The 14,897-nt window shown below is 66.5% G+C and carries 21 protein-coding genes; 11 read left to right on the top strand and 10 right to left on the bottom strand.

Features of this window, described 5'->3' with window-relative positions; all coding sequences use genetic code 11:
• Positions 1–3 precede the first annotated feature (3 nt).
• Positions 4–234 carry a zinc-ribbon domain-containing protein gene (locus tag AC50X9_RS07735; RefSeq protein ID WP_494892046.1) on the top strand — a complete coding sequence of 77 codons (231 nt, stop codon included), beginning with the start codon at positions 4–6 and terminating at the stop codon, positions 232–234.
• 76 nt (positions 235–310) lie between these two features.
• On the opposite strand, the gene AC50X9_RS07730 is transcribed toward AC50X9_RS07735, so the two are convergent.
• On the bottom strand, positions 311–712 hold the full coding sequence (locus AC50X9_RS07730) for a hypothetical protein (RefSeq protein ID WP_494892044.1): 402 nt from the start codon (positions 710–712) through the stop codon (positions 311–313).
• Positions 713–861: 149 nt separating this feature from the next.
• Between AC50X9_RS07730 and AC50X9_RS07725 the strand changes: the two genes are divergently transcribed.
• Positions 862–2,145 (top strand): class I SAM-dependent methyltransferase, encoded by a 1,284-nt coding sequence (locus tag AC50X9_RS07725; protein ID WP_494892042.1) that lies wholly within the window; start codon positions 862–864, stop codon positions 2,143–2,145.
• A 13-nt stretch (positions 2,146–2,158) separates the two neighbouring features.
• On the opposite strand, the gene AC50X9_RS07720 is transcribed toward AC50X9_RS07725, so the two are convergent.
• Positions 2,159–2,830 (bottom strand): alpha/beta hydrolase family protein, encoded by a 672-nt coding sequence (locus AC50X9_RS07720; protein ID WP_494892040.1) that lies wholly within the window; start codon positions 2,828–2,830, stop codon positions 2,159–2,161.
• A 78-nt stretch (positions 2,831–2,908) separates the two neighbouring features.
• Here AC50X9_RS07720 and AC50X9_RS07715 point away from each other — a divergent pair, with 78 nt between their 5' ends.
• The 3 genes from AC50X9_RS07715 to AC50X9_RS07705 all read left to right on the top strand — a co-directional run bounded on the left by AC50X9_RS07715 (position 2,909) and on the right by AC50X9_RS07705 (position 5,115).
• Positions 2,909–3,931, top strand: a complete 1,023-nt coding sequence (locus tag AC50X9_RS07715; protein ID WP_494892038.1) for a pirin family protein — start codon at positions 2,909–2,911, stop codon at positions 3,929–3,931.
• Between the two features lie 76 nt (positions 3,932–4,007).
• Positions 4,008–4,352 carry a GNAT family N-acetyltransferase gene (locus AC50X9_RS07710; protein WP_494892036.1) on the top strand — a complete coding sequence of 115 codons (345 nt, stop codon included), beginning with the start codon at positions 4,008–4,010 and terminating at the stop codon, positions 4,350–4,352.
• Positions 4,353–4,449: 97 nt separating this feature from the next.
• The gene (locus tag AC50X9_RS07705) at positions 4,450–5,115 is read left to right on the top strand and encodes a glycoside hydrolase family 15 protein (RefSeq protein WP_494892034.1); all 666 of its coding nucleotides are present in this window, start codon (positions 4,450–4,452) and stop codon (positions 5,113–5,115) included.
• Between the two features lie 82 nt (positions 5,116–5,197).
• On the opposite strand, the gene AC50X9_RS07700 is transcribed toward AC50X9_RS07705, so the two are convergent.
• A complete protein-coding gene (locus tag AC50X9_RS07700; protein WP_494892032.1) occupies positions 5,198–5,500 on the bottom strand; it encodes a DUF4193 domain-containing protein in 303 nt (100 codons plus the stop codon).
• Between the two features lie 248 nt (positions 5,501–5,748).
• Between AC50X9_RS07700 and AC50X9_RS07695 the strand changes: the two genes are divergently transcribed.
• On the top strand, positions 5,749–6,027 hold the full coding sequence (locus AC50X9_RS07695; protein ID WP_494892030.1) for a hypothetical protein: 279 nt from the start codon (positions 5,749–5,751) through the stop codon (positions 6,025–6,027).
• Between the two features lie 63 nt (positions 6,028–6,090).
• Here the strand turns inward: AC50X9_RS07695 and AC50X9_RS07690 are convergent, their stop codons facing one another.
• Entirely contained in the window at positions 6,091–6,600 is a 510-nt protein-coding gene (locus AC50X9_RS07690) for an HtaA domain-containing protein (RefSeq protein ID WP_494892028.1), read from the bottom strand.
• Positions 6,601–6,782: 182 nt separating this feature from the next.
• On the opposite strand from AC50X9_RS07690, the gene AC50X9_RS07685 reads away from it, so the two are divergent.
• Together AC50X9_RS07685 and AC50X9_RS07680 are read left to right on the top strand one after the other, a co-directional pair.
• Positions 6,783–7,763: a S1C family serine protease gene (locus AC50X9_RS07685; protein ID WP_494892026.1), complete on the top strand. Its 981-nt coding sequence runs from the start codon at positions 6,783–6,785 to the stop codon at positions 7,761–7,763.
• 467 nt (positions 7,764–8,230) lie between these two features.
• Positions 8,231–9,073, top strand: a complete 843-nt coding sequence (locus AC50X9_RS07680) for an AfsR/SARP family transcriptional regulator (protein ID WP_494892142.1) — start codon at positions 8,231–8,233, stop codon at positions 9,071–9,073.
• A 48-nt stretch (positions 9,074–9,121) separates the two neighbouring features.
• On the opposite strand, the gene AC50X9_RS07675 is transcribed toward AC50X9_RS07680, so the two are convergent.
• From AC50X9_RS07675 to AC50X9_RS07665, 3 genes are all read right to left on the bottom strand, one after another.
• Positions 9,122–10,420: a Y-family DNA polymerase gene (locus AC50X9_RS07675; protein ID WP_494892024.1), complete on the bottom strand. Its 1,299-nt coding sequence runs from the start codon at positions 10,418–10,420 to the stop codon at positions 9,122–9,124.
• Complete coding sequence (locus AC50X9_RS07670; RefSeq protein WP_494892022.1) at positions 10,413–10,844, bottom strand: LexA family protein; 432 nt, start codon at positions 10,842–10,844, stop codon at positions 10,413–10,415. The genes AC50X9_RS07675 and AC50X9_RS07670 overlap by 8 nt, the downstream gene beginning before the upstream one ends.
• A 119-nt stretch (positions 10,845–10,963) precedes the next feature.
• A complete protein-coding gene (locus AC50X9_RS07665) occupies positions 10,964–11,260 on the bottom strand; it encodes a hypothetical protein (RefSeq protein WP_494892020.1) in 297 nt (98 codons plus the stop codon).
• A 437-nt stretch (positions 11,261–11,697) separates the two neighbouring features.
• Here AC50X9_RS07665 and AC50X9_RS07660 point away from each other — a divergent pair, with 437 nt between their 5' ends.
• A complete protein-coding gene (locus AC50X9_RS07660) occupies positions 11,698–12,108 on the top strand; it encodes a DUF2703 domain-containing protein (protein WP_494892018.1) in 411 nt (136 codons plus the stop codon).
• A gap of 486 nt (positions 12,109–12,594) precedes the next feature.
• On the top strand, positions 12,595–12,795 hold the full coding sequence (locus AC50X9_RS07655; protein WP_494892016.1) for a hypothetical protein: 201 nt from the start codon (positions 12,595–12,597) through the stop codon (positions 12,793–12,795).
• 293 nt (positions 12,796–13,088) lie between these two features.
• On the opposite strand, the gene AC50X9_RS07650 is transcribed toward AC50X9_RS07655, so the two are convergent.
• On the bottom strand, positions 13,089–13,283 hold the full coding sequence (locus AC50X9_RS07650; RefSeq protein WP_494892140.1) for a dihydrofolate reductase family protein: 195 nt from the start codon (positions 13,281–13,283) through the stop codon (positions 13,089–13,091).
• Positions 13,235–13,597 (bottom strand): hypothetical protein, encoded by a 363-nt coding sequence (locus tag AC50X9_RS07645; protein ID WP_494892014.1) that lies wholly within the window; start codon positions 13,595–13,597, stop codon positions 13,235–13,237. Before AC50X9_RS07645 ends, AC50X9_RS07650 begins: the two co-directional genes overlap by 49 nt.
• A 188-nt stretch (positions 13,598–13,785) precedes the next feature.
• Here AC50X9_RS07645 and AC50X9_RS07640 point away from each other — a divergent pair, with 188 nt between their 5' ends.
• Positions 13,786–14,067 carry a hypothetical protein gene (locus AC50X9_RS07640; RefSeq protein ID WP_494892010.1) on the top strand — a complete coding sequence of 94 codons (282 nt, stop codon included), beginning with the start codon at positions 13,786–13,788 and terminating at the stop codon, positions 14,065–14,067.
• A gap of 14 nt (positions 14,068–14,081) precedes the next feature.
• Here AC50X9_RS07640 and AC50X9_RS07635 read toward each other — a convergent pair whose 3' ends face one another.
• Positions 14,082–14,702 (bottom strand): L-threonylcarbamoyladenylate synthase, encoded by a 621-nt coding sequence (locus AC50X9_RS07635; RefSeq protein WP_494892004.1) that lies wholly within the window; start codon positions 14,700–14,702, stop codon positions 14,082–14,084.
• Positions 14,703–14,897 lie beyond the last annotated feature (195 nt).

Here is a 14,897-nt window from a genome sequence, read left to right as displayed (position 1 = left end):
GACGTGTTCATTCTCTTCGGACTTAAGACCGCGCAACGTCCGTTGCCCGGGCGTCAGGCCACCTGCCAGCGTTGTGGGCAGTTCGCCCACCACGCGCTGGAGGAACGCGCCACCCGGTTGACGCTTTTCTTTGTCCCGGTCTTCACCACCGCTCGGTCATACCGCATCACGTGCTCAAACTGCGGGGCGGTCAACACCCTGACGCGCCGGCAGAAAAACTCCCTCGCCGCCTAGCGTCAATGCAGCGTGACGATAACGCCGCCTGCGCCGGCGCGGGCTTAGGGGCCGGTCCCGGGGATTCGCTGCCGGCTCAGCGACGACGGAGGACGCGGAGCGCCCCACGGACCGAGTATCCGACGGCGCACACGAGCGGAACCAGCCCGGCGAGGACGGCGATGCTGTTGGGCCGGAACGCGACCTGCCCGTTGCGTCCCCGGCAGTACACGCCGAGCGGGAGCACGAAGCCGCCTCCGCCGCCGCCTGCCGCGCTGTCCAGGCGGCCATCCCCGGCGGCGTTTCCGGCGTCCGGGTTACCGCCGCCGCCGTTACCGCCGCCGCTCCCGTCGACCGCATTCCCGCCGCCGCCAAAGCCGAAGGACACCAGGGCCACCGGAATCAGCTCCTCACCGTCCACCGTGACGCCCGGCCCATAGGCCCGGGACACGCCAACGTTCTTGAAAGTCTCCGCGAGAGACGTCAGAGCTTCAGTCATGGCAACGACCCTAAGCGCACTGCGCTGGGAAGCACCAGAGGCGTTGGCCCCGGACCCGCAAAGCCGGCAGGGCCATCTGGCCCCTGTTCGGCTCCGGCGCCCCGGAATAGATTGGGAGGGACTAGTGCACCCGACGAAAGGCCGACAACATGACGGAAAAGACTGGGGCGGCACCCCGGCTGGCTCGAGTACTCGCCATTGTCCTTGGCACGGAGGAAATACCGCTGCGGCTGAAGGCCTGGGACGGTTCGGAGGCAGGACCGGCGGGCGCGCCCGTCATCGAATTCCGGTCGCGGCGGGCCCTGCGCCGGATGCTGTGGTCACCCGGCCAGCTCGGTCTCAGCCGGGCCTACGTTTCCGGGGACATTGATGCGCCGGGAAACGTCTTCGCAAGCTTCTCCGCCCTGAGTTCGGCCGGCAAGTTTGCCGAGCCGGGACCGTTCCGGCCGCCCACTGCCCGGGAACTCGGGACCATCCTCAAGAACGCCGCCCTGCTCGGCGCCCTGGGACCCAACCCGGCACCGCCGCCGGAGGAGGCAAGAATCGTCCGCGCCGGCCGGCGGCACACGCGCAAGCGTGACGCAGCGGCTATCTCCCACCACTACGACGCCGGGAACGACTTCTACGCCCTCGTCCTCGGTCCGTCCATGGTCTACTCCTGCGCCGTCTGGGAGGACGAAGGCACCGGCCTGGACGCCGCGCAGGACGCCAAGATTGACCTGGTCTGCCGGAAGCTGGGGCTGCAACCGGGCATGCGGGTCCTGGATGTCGGATGCGGCTGGGGGAGCTTCGCGCTGCGGGCGGCGCAAAACTACGGGGTCGACGTCGTCGGCGTGACTCTTTCCGGGGAACAGGCGGCCCTGGCGGGGAAACGGGTGGCGGACGCCGGCCTCACGGACCGTGTGACCATCCGCGTCCAGGACTACCGCGACGTAGTCGACGGGCCGTACGACGCTATCAGTTCCATCGGTATGTCAGAGCATGTGGGCCGCGAGCAGATGTCCGCGTATGTCGCTAAGCTGCACGGGCTGCTCCGGCCCGGCGGGCGGCTGCTCAACCATGCCATTTCCTGGAACGCTGGGCCCACCGCGCCGGATCCGGATTCCTTCATCCCACGCTACGTGTTCCCGGACGGTGAGATGCTCGGCCTCGCGGAGACCGTCGGAGCGCTCGAGTCCGGCGGGCTGGAAGTGCTCGACGTGGAGGCCCTGCGCCGGCACTACGCCCTGACCCTGCGGGCCTGGGTGCGAAACCTCGAGGACCGCTGGAACGAGGCCGTTCTCCTGGCCGGCGAAGGGCGTGCCCGGGTCTGGCGGCTCTACATGGCGGCCAGCGCCCTGGGCTTCGAGTCCGGACTAACCGGCGTCAACCAGATCCTGGTGCAGCGGCCCGGCGGCACCGAACCGCCGCTGCGCCGGACCGGCTGGGTCTGAGGCGCCGGACACTTCAGCTGGCCCCGTGGGACGCGATGAAGGCGGCCGCCAGCCCGGCCAGTGAGGCCCCGAGCTCCTCCGGGCTACGTTTGGTCCCCTTGACCTCGAAGGTGTGTCCGCCGCCCTCGCGCCACTCCAGAGTGGCTGACGGACCGATCCGGGCGACGACGGCCTCCAGCAGTTCCGGCGTGGCAAAGGGGTCGCGCGTGCCCTGCAGAAAAAGCATCGGCAGCGTCAGCCCGTACAGGTGCTCATCCCGGACCTTGTCCGGCTTGCCGGGGGGATGGAGCGGGTAGCCCAGATAGACGAGTCCGGCCGCCGGCATGCCCGCGGCAACCGCCATCGAGGCCATCCGTCCGCCGAAGGACTTTCCGCCCGCCCAGACAGGTTCGCCACCGGAGCGGGCAGCGGCCTCAGCCATGGCCGCGCGCCAGGCGGCAATGGCTGCCGGCGGCCTGTCGGGGAACTTCCGGCCGGCCTCCCGATAGGGGAAGTTGAAGCGGAGCGTGGAAATCCCCAACTCATTGAGGGCGCGGCTGAATCCGGCCAGGAACGGGTGGTCCATCCCGGCTCCGGCCCCGTGGGCGACGACAAGCGTGGCGGCCGGATCCTCGGGGCGGGTGTAAAGGCCGGAAACGGACAATTCGCCCACGCTGATCGTGACGGGCAACTCGGGGGCGGTCATGAGTCCATCATGACCCCTTCGTGACCTGAACAGCTTCAGCTGCTGCGGAACCCATGGTTCGATGGCTAGGCTGTCGTTATGAGCAATACCGAGGTGGCCCCGCAGGAGATCCTGTGCGAAACGGACGACGGTTGCGTTGGCGTGGAAATCCTCGTGCCCCGGCAGGTCCCGCTGGGCGGGCCGCGGGCCATGGACGTGAGACGGACCCTGCCGCAGCGCCAGCGGAGCCTTATCGGCGCCTGGTGCTTCCTGGACCACTACGGTCCCGCCCGGGTCGGCGAGTCCGGGGGCATGCACGTCCCGCGGCACCCGCACACGGGTCTGCAGACGGTCAGTTGGCTCTTTACCGGCGAGATTGAGCACCGCGACTCGGCCGGCTTCCACGCCGCGGTGCGGCCCGGCGAGGTCAACCTGATGACCGCCGGGCGGGGCATCAGCCACTCGGAATTTTCCACCCCCGGGACCGACGTCCTGCACGGGGCGCAGTTGTGGGTCGCGCTGCCGGACAGAGCCCGACAGATGGAGCCCACGTTTGAGCACTACCGCCCGGAGCCGCTGTCCGGACCCGGCTGGTTCATGCGGGTCTTCCTCGGATCACTGGCAGGTGCCACCTCGCCAGTCACCACCCACTCGCCGCTGCTCGGCGCCGAGATCCTGCTCGACGCAGGAACCACCTTGAACCTGGACACGGATCCGTCCTTCGAACACGGCGTACTGGTTGACACCGGAACGGTCAGCCTGGATGGGCACCCGGTAGCCAAGGACCACCTCGCCTACCTGCCGGTAGGACATACGTCCCTCACCCTGACGGCCGGTGTGCAGCCCGCGCGCGTGCTGCTCATCGGTGGCGAACCCCTGGGCGAGCAGATCGTGATGTGGTGGAACTTCGTGGGACGCAGCCACGAGGAAATCGTCACCTACCGTGCGCAGTGGCAGGCGGAGATCGGCGTCGAGAACGCCCCCGTTTCGGCCGGGACCAGGGCCGGAACTGCTGCCGCGACGGGAACCGCGGGCCCGCGGTTCGGGACTTTCCCGGCCGGGGAACCTGCACCGCTGCCGGCGCCCGCACTGCCCAACGCCCGGCTCCGGCCCCGGGACTGATTTTGGCCGGAGCCGGCCAACGCGGCCATGCCCACCGCCCGTCCACCGGCATGCCCCGACGAGAGGCGAGAAGCACTTGAGCACGATCACCATCCGAAACAACCCGGACCGGCAGCGCTTCCAGGTGCTCGACGGCGACACCGCCGTCGGCCAGGCGGCCTACGTGGACGATGCGGACGGCCACCGGATTTTCTACCACACGGTCATCGACGAGGAATACGGCGGCCAGGGCCTCGCGGGACGGCTGGCGGCGCAGGCACTCGACGAGACGGTCGCCGCCGGGCTGACGATTGTGCCGGTGTGCCCCTACATCAAGAACTACCTCGGCAAGCACACCCAGCACGAGGCCAGCGTTCAAAAGCCCACGCCCGCGCTCCTGGCATTTCTCAACGATGCGCTGGCGCAGCGGACCCGCCGCTGAGCCGGTGGTACCCCCCGGCGAATCTGTGCTTTCCGCGGCCGGACAGGTGCAGAATGAAGAAAAGAAGCCATAGAGGAGATTGAAGGAGTATGCAGCAGTGTTTCCCGCCGCGCATCTGCGCGCCATAGATCGCCGGGAAGATTACCTGCCAATTGAGGATCATGGCCTGATCGGCGACGGTCAACCTGCGCGCTCGTGGGCCGCGACGGCGGGATCTCCTGGCTCTGCATCCCGGACTTCGACACCCGCCCTTCCTCGCCGGAATCCTCGACGCGGAAAACGGGGGAGTCTTTGCAATCGCTCCGGTCTCCGTCCACGCATCCGCCCAGCGGTACATGGAGGATTCCTGTGTTCTGGTCACCACCCCTGCCTCGGACCGCGGCATCCTCCAGATCACGGACTGCCTGACCCTGCGCTCCGGGGCGGACCGATTTCAGAAGGCCTCGACGCCGGAAACGGGCTGCTCTTCCGGTACCGCCCGGAGGTGTCCCCGGACGGGTTGCCTGGCACCGAGGGCGCTTTCCTGCTGTGTAGCTTCTGGCTGGTGGACAACCTGGCCGGACAGGGAAGGAACGATGAGGCCTATGCGCTGTACGAGGCCCTCTGCGGCCGCGCGAACCCCCTTGGGCTGCTGCCGGAACAAATCCATCCGGCCACGGGCGAGTTCCTGGGGAATTTTCCGCAGGCCTTCAGCCACGTCGGTGTCCTCGCCAGCGGACTGCGCTTGCTCAAAGCCGGACGCCGGGCCGCCAGTCGAAGCTGAAGGGCGGTTCAAGCCTGAAGGCCCGGCTCCAGCGTTGGCGGGAGCCGGGCCTTCGACGGCCGAACGTGAAGCGGTGCGGCTGTTAGTTCATGCAGTCAGCGCAGTACGAGTGGCCGGCCTTCTCGCGGGCGAGCTGCGAGCGGTGCCGGACAAGGAAGCACGAGTAGCAGGTGAACTCGTCTTCCTTCTGCGGAATGACGGTGACCGTCAGTTCTTCGCCGGAGAGGTCGGCGCCCGGCAGTTCGACGCCTTCTGAGGTGTCCGCCTCGTCGAGCTCACGGGTTACGCTGCGGGCGTCCGGCGCGTTCGCGGAGCGCAGGGCCTCCAGCGAGGCGTTGCGTGATTCCGCAACGTCGGATCGGACTTCGTCATAGTCGGTTGCCACCTGGTTAATTCTCGATTCCGTTGTTCTGGGTTTCCCGGAATTGAACCGTACAGCATCCGTCCGTTAATTTACTGGGTGTAGGGCACGCGAGCGGAGTGACAATCACGACACCGACACGGAAGGCGCCAGTTCCCGGCGCCGTCCCCGGACCTGTATCTGTTCGATGATCTTCGTCCGGATTTCACGTGCCGTTCATGACGCGGTCCTAGGCTGGTGCTTCAGGCACCGTCCGCCCGAAGGGATCCAAGATGGCCGATATCGCTGTAGTACTCGGAAGGCTCACGCCGGACGAATTTGATGGCCTCCGGGCGCTCGGCCCGGCAGGACATCTGCCCAGGCAGCTGACCGACGCCCTCGACCGCGCTGCGGGCGGTCCGGGTGCCGGACGCGGCTACTACGTTCCCACCGGCAGTGTCAGCGCCACCGGTGGACCCCACTTTGTGTTGCGCAGTGACGTCTCCGGCTGGCTTTTTGGGTCTGCTTCCCAGGTGCCGCAGGCACACGGGGACGTACACGGGGACGTCTAGGCATCCGGATCGGAATCCGTCGGCGTTTCGAAGCCGGCGGGCCGCCGGAGCAGGCCCTGATTGTTACGCCGGGAAGGCGACCCGGATCGCGATCGGATCCATCGGCTGCCCGGCGGCATACTGGCCATCGAAGAGTTCGGACCCTTCCGGGGAAATGACCACGTCGACGTGGTCCCAGACCAGGGACCCGTCGGCGTTGCGGGGCTTCGTCGGGCTGAGGAACCCGACGGCGGTACGGTCCTGCCTGCCGCCGTCGCCCGTGCTGATCGAGAGCACTCCGCTTCCGCTCGTGAACGTGATCCAGGGGTCCAGCAGCCGGACCAACAGCATGCCGTGGTGGCCGGCGAGCCGGACGTCCCCTCGGAATCGCAGAACTCCGGTGCCGCGCGCGACGTCGTAGTTGGACGCGTCGGGGCGGAAACAGAACAAGGATGGTTCGGCCACTGTAGCGCCGCCGGTCGCTGACACTGAACCGTCCGGCAGGCTGGTGATGTAGTCGATAAAGCTGCGCTTGATGCCCCAGCTCAGGCCCAGCGGAGGCAGCGGATCGGGTGAAGCGGACGCTGGGTTCACGTAGGTTCTCCTGTGGCTGAAAGGCGGGTCTCCTCCGAGCCTAGCGGCGGATTGCCTGCCGGTTGAACTCACACCCTAAAGACGTGACATCCGGCGTAGTTCTCTGAGGGCGTAGGGCGCCCCGGGCTACGCCTAAGGGGCCGGTGGTTGACTTAGATAAGTACCAGTTCAGGAGGTGCGCTGTGGCCACTGCAATCAGCCGGGTCCCGGACCCCGAGGCTTCCGAGGGCCCCCTCGATTCCTATTCCGCAACGGTGATCCGCGTTGCCGCGGCCGTGACACCGCACGTGGCCGCGCTCGAGGTGACCGGCACCGGCCGGAACGGCCGATTCCGCACGGGCGCCGGTTCCGCCGTCCTGTTCACTTCGGACGGGTACCTGCTCACCAACGCCCATGTGGTCGGCGCAGCCCGGAGCGGCAGTGCAGTGTATGCCGACGGGACCCGGACGGCCGTGGAAGTTATCGGCTCGGACCCGCTTTCGGATCTGGCGGTTGTACGCGGCAAGGCCCCGACGGCGACGCCGGCGGAACTTGGTGATGCGGAGTCGCTCAGGGTTGGTCAGTTGGTGATTGCGGTCGGGAACCCCCTGGGGCTCTCAGGCTCCGTGACCGCCGGCGTGGTCAGCGGACTGGGCCGTTCCATTCCCGTCTGGTCCGGAAGAAACCGCCGCATCATCGAGGACGTTATCCAGACAGACGCGGCGCTGAACCCGGGCAGCTCCGGTGGCGCACTTGCGGACGCACGGGGCAGGATCGTTGGCATCAACACCGCGGTTGCGGGCGCAGGACTCGGCCTGGCGGTTCCCGTCAACGCCACGTCCCGGCGGATCATCGCCGCACTGCTCAAGGACGGCCGCGTCCGGCGGGCCTATCTGGGGCTGGTCAACACCCCCATCCAGCTGCAGCCCAGCTCCGTGGTCCGGACCGGACACCGCGAAGGGCTCCTGGTGGTGGAGGTACTCGGCGACTCGCCCGCCGAGCGGTCCGGACTTCGGGCCGGCGACGTGCTTCTGCGGGTGGGCGAAAAGGCCGTGTCCAATGCCGAGAGTCTCCAAAAGCTGCTGTTTGCCGAGGCAATTGGCGTTCCGTTGGAGTTGGCGGTGCTGCGTGACGGAACCGAGATCCGGGTGCTCACTGTTCCTGAAGAGATGAATGAACGGTGACGGCGGCGCTGCCGTCAAAATCGTGGCGGGGACGCTGCAGTGACCTGTGCATTCGTCCGCACGGTGTGACGCGGAATTCCAGCCTAGAGGAAAGGCATTACTCGATGCCGTGCGTCCGCCTTGGGTAGGTGCTACCTGAGCCGCGGGGCAGGTACGCACTTTACTTCCGGGCAATACTTGTTGGCGCTTCCGGACGTACCCGACTTTCCGCTCGGTAAAGGAGCGGGTAGCTCCATTGCTTGTTGCCTCCTGTTTTGCGTGTCACGGTTTCCTTAGAAAGTCGGTTGGAAGTGGGTCTCAGTACGTTTCCCTATTCTTTCCGGCTCTCCGAAAAGCAGTTTAGGTATTCGGTGGGGAAATCGGAGATCAACGTGGAAAATTTGGGTGGCCCTGCGTCGGGAATTTCGGTCCGGCTGTTCGGAACGTTCGAGGTCCGACGGAATGGCGAAGTGCTTACGGCGGCGGACATGGGCGGCCGCAAGCCTCGGCACATTCTGGAAATTCTCTTGCTGAACCTGGGAACCCCCGTGTCCAAAACGCGCCTCGTGGAGATCCTTTGGGGACCCCATGCCAGCGACGGCGCCATCGCCACGCTGGAGAGCTACGTCAGCGGCATTCGAAGGGCGATCCAGCCCGGCAACACCAAACAGGGTCCGCTGCGCACCGCGAACAGCGGCTACGTCATGGACCCGCAACTCGTGGACCTGGACCTCTCAGCCTTCCGCCGGCTGGTCCGTACCGCCCGGCAGTCCCCGCCGGCCGAGGCGCATCGCCTTTCCCTGCAGGCTTTGGAGCTGGCGGCTGAGCCTCTGCTGGGCTTTGAGCTCGTGGCCGATTGGGCAGAGGAAGTGCGGGCTCAGCATGCTGCCGAGAAAGTCGCCGCCCAAATTCTGGCGGCCGAAACCGCGGCCTTTCTCGACAAGCCCGAGTTGGCGATATCGCTGGCGCGGACCGCCGTCCAGACCGAGCCGCTGAACGAACGAGCGTGGACGATTCTGGTCGCCGGCTACGAGCAGGCCAGCCTTCCGGTCGAGGGGCTGGCCGCGTATGAGCGATGCCGCCGTTTGTTCGACCGCGATCTGGGCTGCGCCCCGGGTCCGGCCCTGCAGGCCGCCCACCTCAGGCTGCTCCGGCAGCGCGCCGAGGGCAATACCGAGCTCTCGGAGGTCCTGGCGGCGCTGCTTTACCTTGGCGAACGGCTGCATGGCCCCAAATGCACGGAGCTGGCCGCGGAGGAGTCCCGGCGCCTGCAGGAGAACGCCGGCCGGGTCCTCGACTCGTTCCTGCAGCAGGCGCTGGCCGCTGTCTGACGCCGGGAAGGACCACCACCTGCTCTGCGCGGGCCTGCCCCTCGGCAGTCATGCCGCTTTTACGACCGGGAGCTCGGCCCAGTGCGTTGTGTAGCGGGGGGAGAGCATGTCGCGCTTCATGCTCCAGTCCGGCCCGCCCCGGATCCCAGCATGGCCCAGACCGATCGAACCCCGGCCGTACCTCCGGCTGACATCCTCCAGCAGCGAGCCGATGCCCCGTTCCTCGTGCGGATTCTCGAAGATCGCCAATGGTGCCTGGTTGCCGGTCGGGCGCAGGTCGGTGACCATGATCCCGGCGCGGACGTACTTGACGCCGTCGTCGATCCGGGGGAGCAGGGCGTACGCCGCCCTCGCCAGCAGGACCGGGTCAGCGGTAGGCATCGGCAACGTAACGCACACCGACGGATATGAGCTGGCCTGCGGGTTGAAGTACGACGTGGCAGCGAACGCCGTCAGCACCTTCGCCTGCAGCCCGTGCCTGGCCAGGCGGGCACTGGCCTGCTGGGCGTAGACGCCGAGCACCTGGCGAAGCCCTGCGCCGCTGGTGATCGGGGTGGCGAAGGAGCGGCTGAAGATCAGCTGGTCGCGGCCTATCCGTTCCTCTTCGAGGGGTATGCACGGGGTTCCCTGGAGTTCCAGGACGGTCCGCATCAGCACCACCGAGAAGCGGTCCCTGATCCTGACCGGGTCGGCCCGCGCGAGGTCCAGGATGGAATGAATTCCCTGCCCGTTCAGCCGCTTGGTCAGCCGCGCCGCGACACCCCAGAGTTCAACCACGGACAGTCCGGCCATGAGCTTCTCCCGCTGGCTGGCCGGAACGGCATCCCAGTGGCAGACGCCGTCGAACGAGGGATTGTGTTTCGCCCACTTGTTGGCCAGTTTCGCCAGCGTCTTGGTCTCTGCGATGCCAACGCAGACGGGGACGCCGACGTTCCGCTTCACGGCCGTCTTCATGGTGTGGCCCAGTTGCCGCAGCTCCGCCGGGGTGCCGCTGACCCCGAGGAAGGCTTCGTCGATGCTGTAGACCTCCAGCCACGCCGAGTAGCGGCCGAGGAGTTCCATCACCCGGGCGCTGATGTCCCCATACAGCTCGTAGTTGCTGGAGCGGGCGACGAGCCCCCATTCCTTCGCCCGGGGTGCGAGCTTGAACCAGGGCTCGCCGAGAGCGATTCCGAGTGCCCTTGCCTCGGGGGAGCGGGTGACCGCGCAGCCGTCGTTGTTGGAGAGCACCACCAGCGGACGGCCTTCCAGGGAGGGGTCGAAGGCGCGTTCGGCGTTGGCGTAGAAGCAGTTCACGTCAACGAGGGCGACGGTGCCCCGGTGAGACAGGGCCTTGGACCTAGACATGGTGCAGGCAGCGGGTCGCGACGCCCCAGATGACCAGATCCGACAGGGCGGGGACCCTGATGTCCGGGTAGCGGGGATTGTCAGCCTGCAGCACAACGCCCGATGCCGTCAGGCGCAGCCGCTTGACCGTGAGTTCGCCGTCCAGGACTGCCACCACCACGGAGCCGTCGCGGGGCTCGAGGGCCCGGTTGACGATCAGCTCGTCGCCGTCGCTGATCCCGGCGCCCTCCATGGAGTCGCCGGACACCCTGACGACATAGGTGCTCGTGATGTCCTTGATGAGGTGTTCGTTGAGGTCGATGCGCCCGTCAAAGTAGTCCTGGGCCGGGGAGGGGTAGCCTGCGGCGACCGGCACCGGCGAGATCAGAACCGACAGCAGAGAAGTGCCCGCGTCTATCACGCGGGGCCCGATGATTACGCCCACCACACACCTTTATTCGAATATATGTTCGACAGATTCAGTGTAGCTCCGGGCACTGACAACCGGTACTCTCCAGCAGGTTGCACCCAGGACGCGCGCGGTGTCTCAGTTTCAACAGACGCCTAGAGCACGGCACCGTTTCCGTGGAGGACTGGCTTCTGCAGGTACCAATTTGACTGCGGGAACCACATCAATACCGCCCCGGCCATGATGGGAATGTACGCCCCGAGGGGCGACAGTGCCGGAGATGAGATGACGGAAACTGTGAAGCAGGCGGCCACTACTGTTAGGGCAGCCCGGGCTATCCGCGAGCGGTACAGCATCAGGATCGGCACGCCCATGACGATTACCGTGTAGGTGGCCAGGACGGCCAGTGTGCCGGTCCCGAACCAGCCGGAGTCTCTGATCTCAGCCGACATGAAGAGGGATGGGATCAGAGAGCCCAGCCCCGTCCACGCGCCGGGAGGAGCCAGCACAGCACACTGATAGTGATCGCGAGGGGCACGTCCCGGCCACCCAGCCGCAACTGCTTCATCGCCCGGCACCGCCACTCCAACACGTCCCCATGCCGTCCATCCAACCACGATCTGGGGTCCGTCGACCTCGACGGCTGGGATAAGGCGTTTGGGGCTTTGACCGACCGAGAAGTGCCGTTCCAAGCGCGCAGCCAGAAGGGCGGCCCCACGACCCTGTCACTTTCGGAGAGAGCTGTTTGTTCAAAAGCTACTCCGCAAGTTACCGATACCCGAAAATCCGAGGAGCCGGCAACCGACGGGCTCTTCGTGGGCACCCGAGGCCGCCATGAGACACCCTCTGGGCATTTGTCCGGGTGTCGGTCAACTGTGACAATTGGGTCATGAAATCGCTTCCCATCCACTGGCAGCGGCTCGTGGACTCGGAGGGTCAGAGGTGCGCGCGCTGCGCGGCCACCCAGCGCGAGGTCGAGCATGCGGTAGCGAAGCTCAAGGAAGTGCTCGTTCCGCTGAACACATCACCGCAGCTCGAGGTCGCGGAGGTTGAAAAGGCGACGTTTCAAGCGAGCCCGCCGGAGTCCAACCGCATCTGGATCGCCGGCAGGCCAATGGAGGACTGGCTCGGCGCGACGGTGGGAAGCAGCCCCTGTTGTGCCGTGTGCGGTGATGCCGACTGCCGTACCGTCGAGGTCCGCGGTACGACGTTCGAGGCGATTCCCGAGGAGCTGATCCTTCAGGCGGCACTTGTTGCGGCATCGGAGCTGCTCGGTGCGACGGCGGATCCGTCGGCCTGACCAGTTGCGAACGGTCCAAGCGTCAAAGGCCCTGACGCCTTCGCTGTCACCGGCGGTCCCCTCTGCCTGTTCTCAAACGGGTCTGGAACGCGGCCCCCGGCCTGCTGCTTGGCCACGGAAGTGCTGATGGGCGCAGAAACGGGACTGCATCATCAGGCGGCCTCATAAGGGGTGCGGAAGAGGGTGACTCCCCACCCCGGGTTGTGCAACACGATTCCACTCTCCCGCCGCGCGATCTGAAGCGGAGCCTGAAGGTACCGTTCCATCCGCGCCTGTTCCTGGTCCCACGGGAAGTTGCACGTGCCCAGAACCCTTTCCAGCGTCCCCGGATCCGGCGTGATCGTTTCGCCGACAATGCTGACCCTGACAGCGTATGACGCACACGGGATCCGCACTGTCATCAAGGGGCGGCCGCCAACGATGCCGAATCTAATGGCGTAGTCGCCGGAGCTCAATCCCGGACCACGGGGCACAGAGGCCGGCAGCATGGACCCTGATGTGAAGTACTGGCACTCCAGCATCCCGTTGGCCGCAGCGTCCTTTGCGCGCTGCGTCAAGCACTCATCTGAACCCTGGCCGACGGGGGCTGGCGGAACCGGGGGCACCGGCGCGAGCGTCATGCCAGGCGACAGCCCGGCACTCGTCGACGGTGCGGCCGAGGCGGCGGGCGGCATGGTCACCGCTTGATTGGTGGCAGACGTACTAAGTGGCGGAGCCGTCCCGCAGGCCGCGGTTACTGCGACGACGAGGCAGGATAAGGACAGCAATTTCGGCGTCGTGCGTCTTCGATAACGAGCGGGTCCCCCGGGCGCGGACATGATCCGAACACTAGGCGTGCCGGGCGCGTCATTGCAACAAATCGCCGCAGCTAAGAGAGCGAGGCCTATCCGTCCAATTCCCCGGACGTCAATTTCCCCAGCCACTGGGGCAACGCCTCAGGCTCGGTGAGACCCCACCAAACTTGGCCCGCAGGCCCTCTTTCAGCGGATCACCTGGTAGCGCACGTGGGTGACGAGGCGGGTACCACTTACTTCCGTCGGTTCAAGTTTGAGGTCCGCGACGCTGTCCAGCAGCCGCTCGCCCGCTCCCAGGAGGATAGGCGCAGTGTGGAGCCGCAGCTCGTCGATCAGCCCCGCCGAGAGATACTGGCGGACCGTCTGCGCTCCGCCGGCAATGGCGACGTCCTTGCTGCCCGCGGCCTTCCGTGCCTGGGCGCGCTGATTCGATCCCGTCGGTCACGAAATTGAACGTGGTGCCGCCATTCCTCATCCCACGGGCCGGGCCCGGGGCCGGCGAACATGTTCCGTCCCATGATGTAGGCGCCGGCCGCGAGGATGCCTTCGAGCGCGGCCGCGTTGGACTCGGGTTCTTCGAACATCCATCGGCCCGGGAGCTCTCCGCCCTTGCCCAGGGGGTCCGCTTGGGTTTGGTTCGGACCGGCGGCGAATCCGTCGAGGGAGATGGTCAGGTCGCACGTGACTCGGCTCATGCGCCCATCGTGCCACCACTCGCCGGTCCGCGTCCGGCTTAACAAGTGTCTCCCAGACGGCCGACACTCGCGGCAGTGAAGTTAGCTTCATCACGTAGTGCGTTTTCGTCAAATACCCGGCCGCGTCGGGCCGCATAATTGACATGACTCCGGCGGACTTTCCCCACCGCCAGGCATGAGGAGGGTCCATGAAAACCTGGAATTTTGTGAAAAGCACTATCAAGAACGAGTACTTTCCGGCTGCGGCGGTGTTGGCCGGCGTGATCCTGTTCTGGGGCCTCGGATTCTTCGGCGGGCTGTCCCTCTTGAGCAACCACCAGTCGCTGCTCACTACTCTGACCTGGTTGCTTTTCGTCTACGCCGCCGCCGTGCTCACGCCGCTGGCGGGACTGCTTGCCGTGGTGGATCTCTCGCGCCGCTGGTTGCGGAACCGGGCGTCGAACGACCTCCGGCCAGCCGAGACCGCCTAGCGTCCCGGACGGGCCTATTCGAACCGGGAAGGGTCGCCCATGCCGCGGCGGACAACTTCCGCCACGCCGCTGGAGTAGTCGATCACTGTGGTCGGCTCCGCGCCGCAGTCGCCGGAGTCGATCACAGCGTCCACCACGTGCTCGAGCCGTTCCTTGATTTCCCAGCCCTGGGTCAGCGGTTCCTCCTCATCCGGCAGCAACAGAGTGCTGGAGAGCAGCGGCTCGCCCAGTTCGGCCAGCAACGCCTGGACCACCGCGTTGTCCGGAATGCGCACACCCACGGTCTTCTTCTTCGGGTGCAGCAGCCGCTTCGGGACTTCCTTGGTCGCCGGCAGGATAAACGTGTAACTGCCCGGCGTGACTGCCTTGATGCTGCGGAACACATCGTTATCAATCTGCACAAACTGGCCCAACTGGGCGAAGTCCTTGCAGACCAGGGTGAAGTGGTGCTTGGAATCCAGCTGGCGGATGGTCCGGATCCGGTCCAGCGCCTCCTTGTTCCCCAGTTGCGCACCCAGTGCGTAGCAGGAATCCGTGGGGTAGGCGATCAACCCGCCGGAACGGAGGATTTCCACCGCCTGGCTGATCGAGCGCGCCTGGGGGTTTTCGGGGTGAACATCGAAATATCTCGCCATGGCAAGAGCTTACGCCCGACGGCGGTGCGGGCCCCCAAGGGCCCGACGATGCCACCCGAATGGCGCCAATTCGGCAGGCTTTGTGGTTCCCCGGAAGGCTGAGGAGCTAAAATGGCTATGGCCCTCGTCCGCGGCAGCCCGGCGACGGGTTCCATTGATTTTCCTCCGGGGCCCCTTGGCGGCAGCGACGCCACG

Source organism: Pseudarthrobacter sp. HLT1-3 (genome assembly GCF_059383535.1).
The sequence above is the reverse complement of the archived record's forward strand: the minus strand, read 5'-3'. Positions and strand labels throughout refer to the sequence as shown.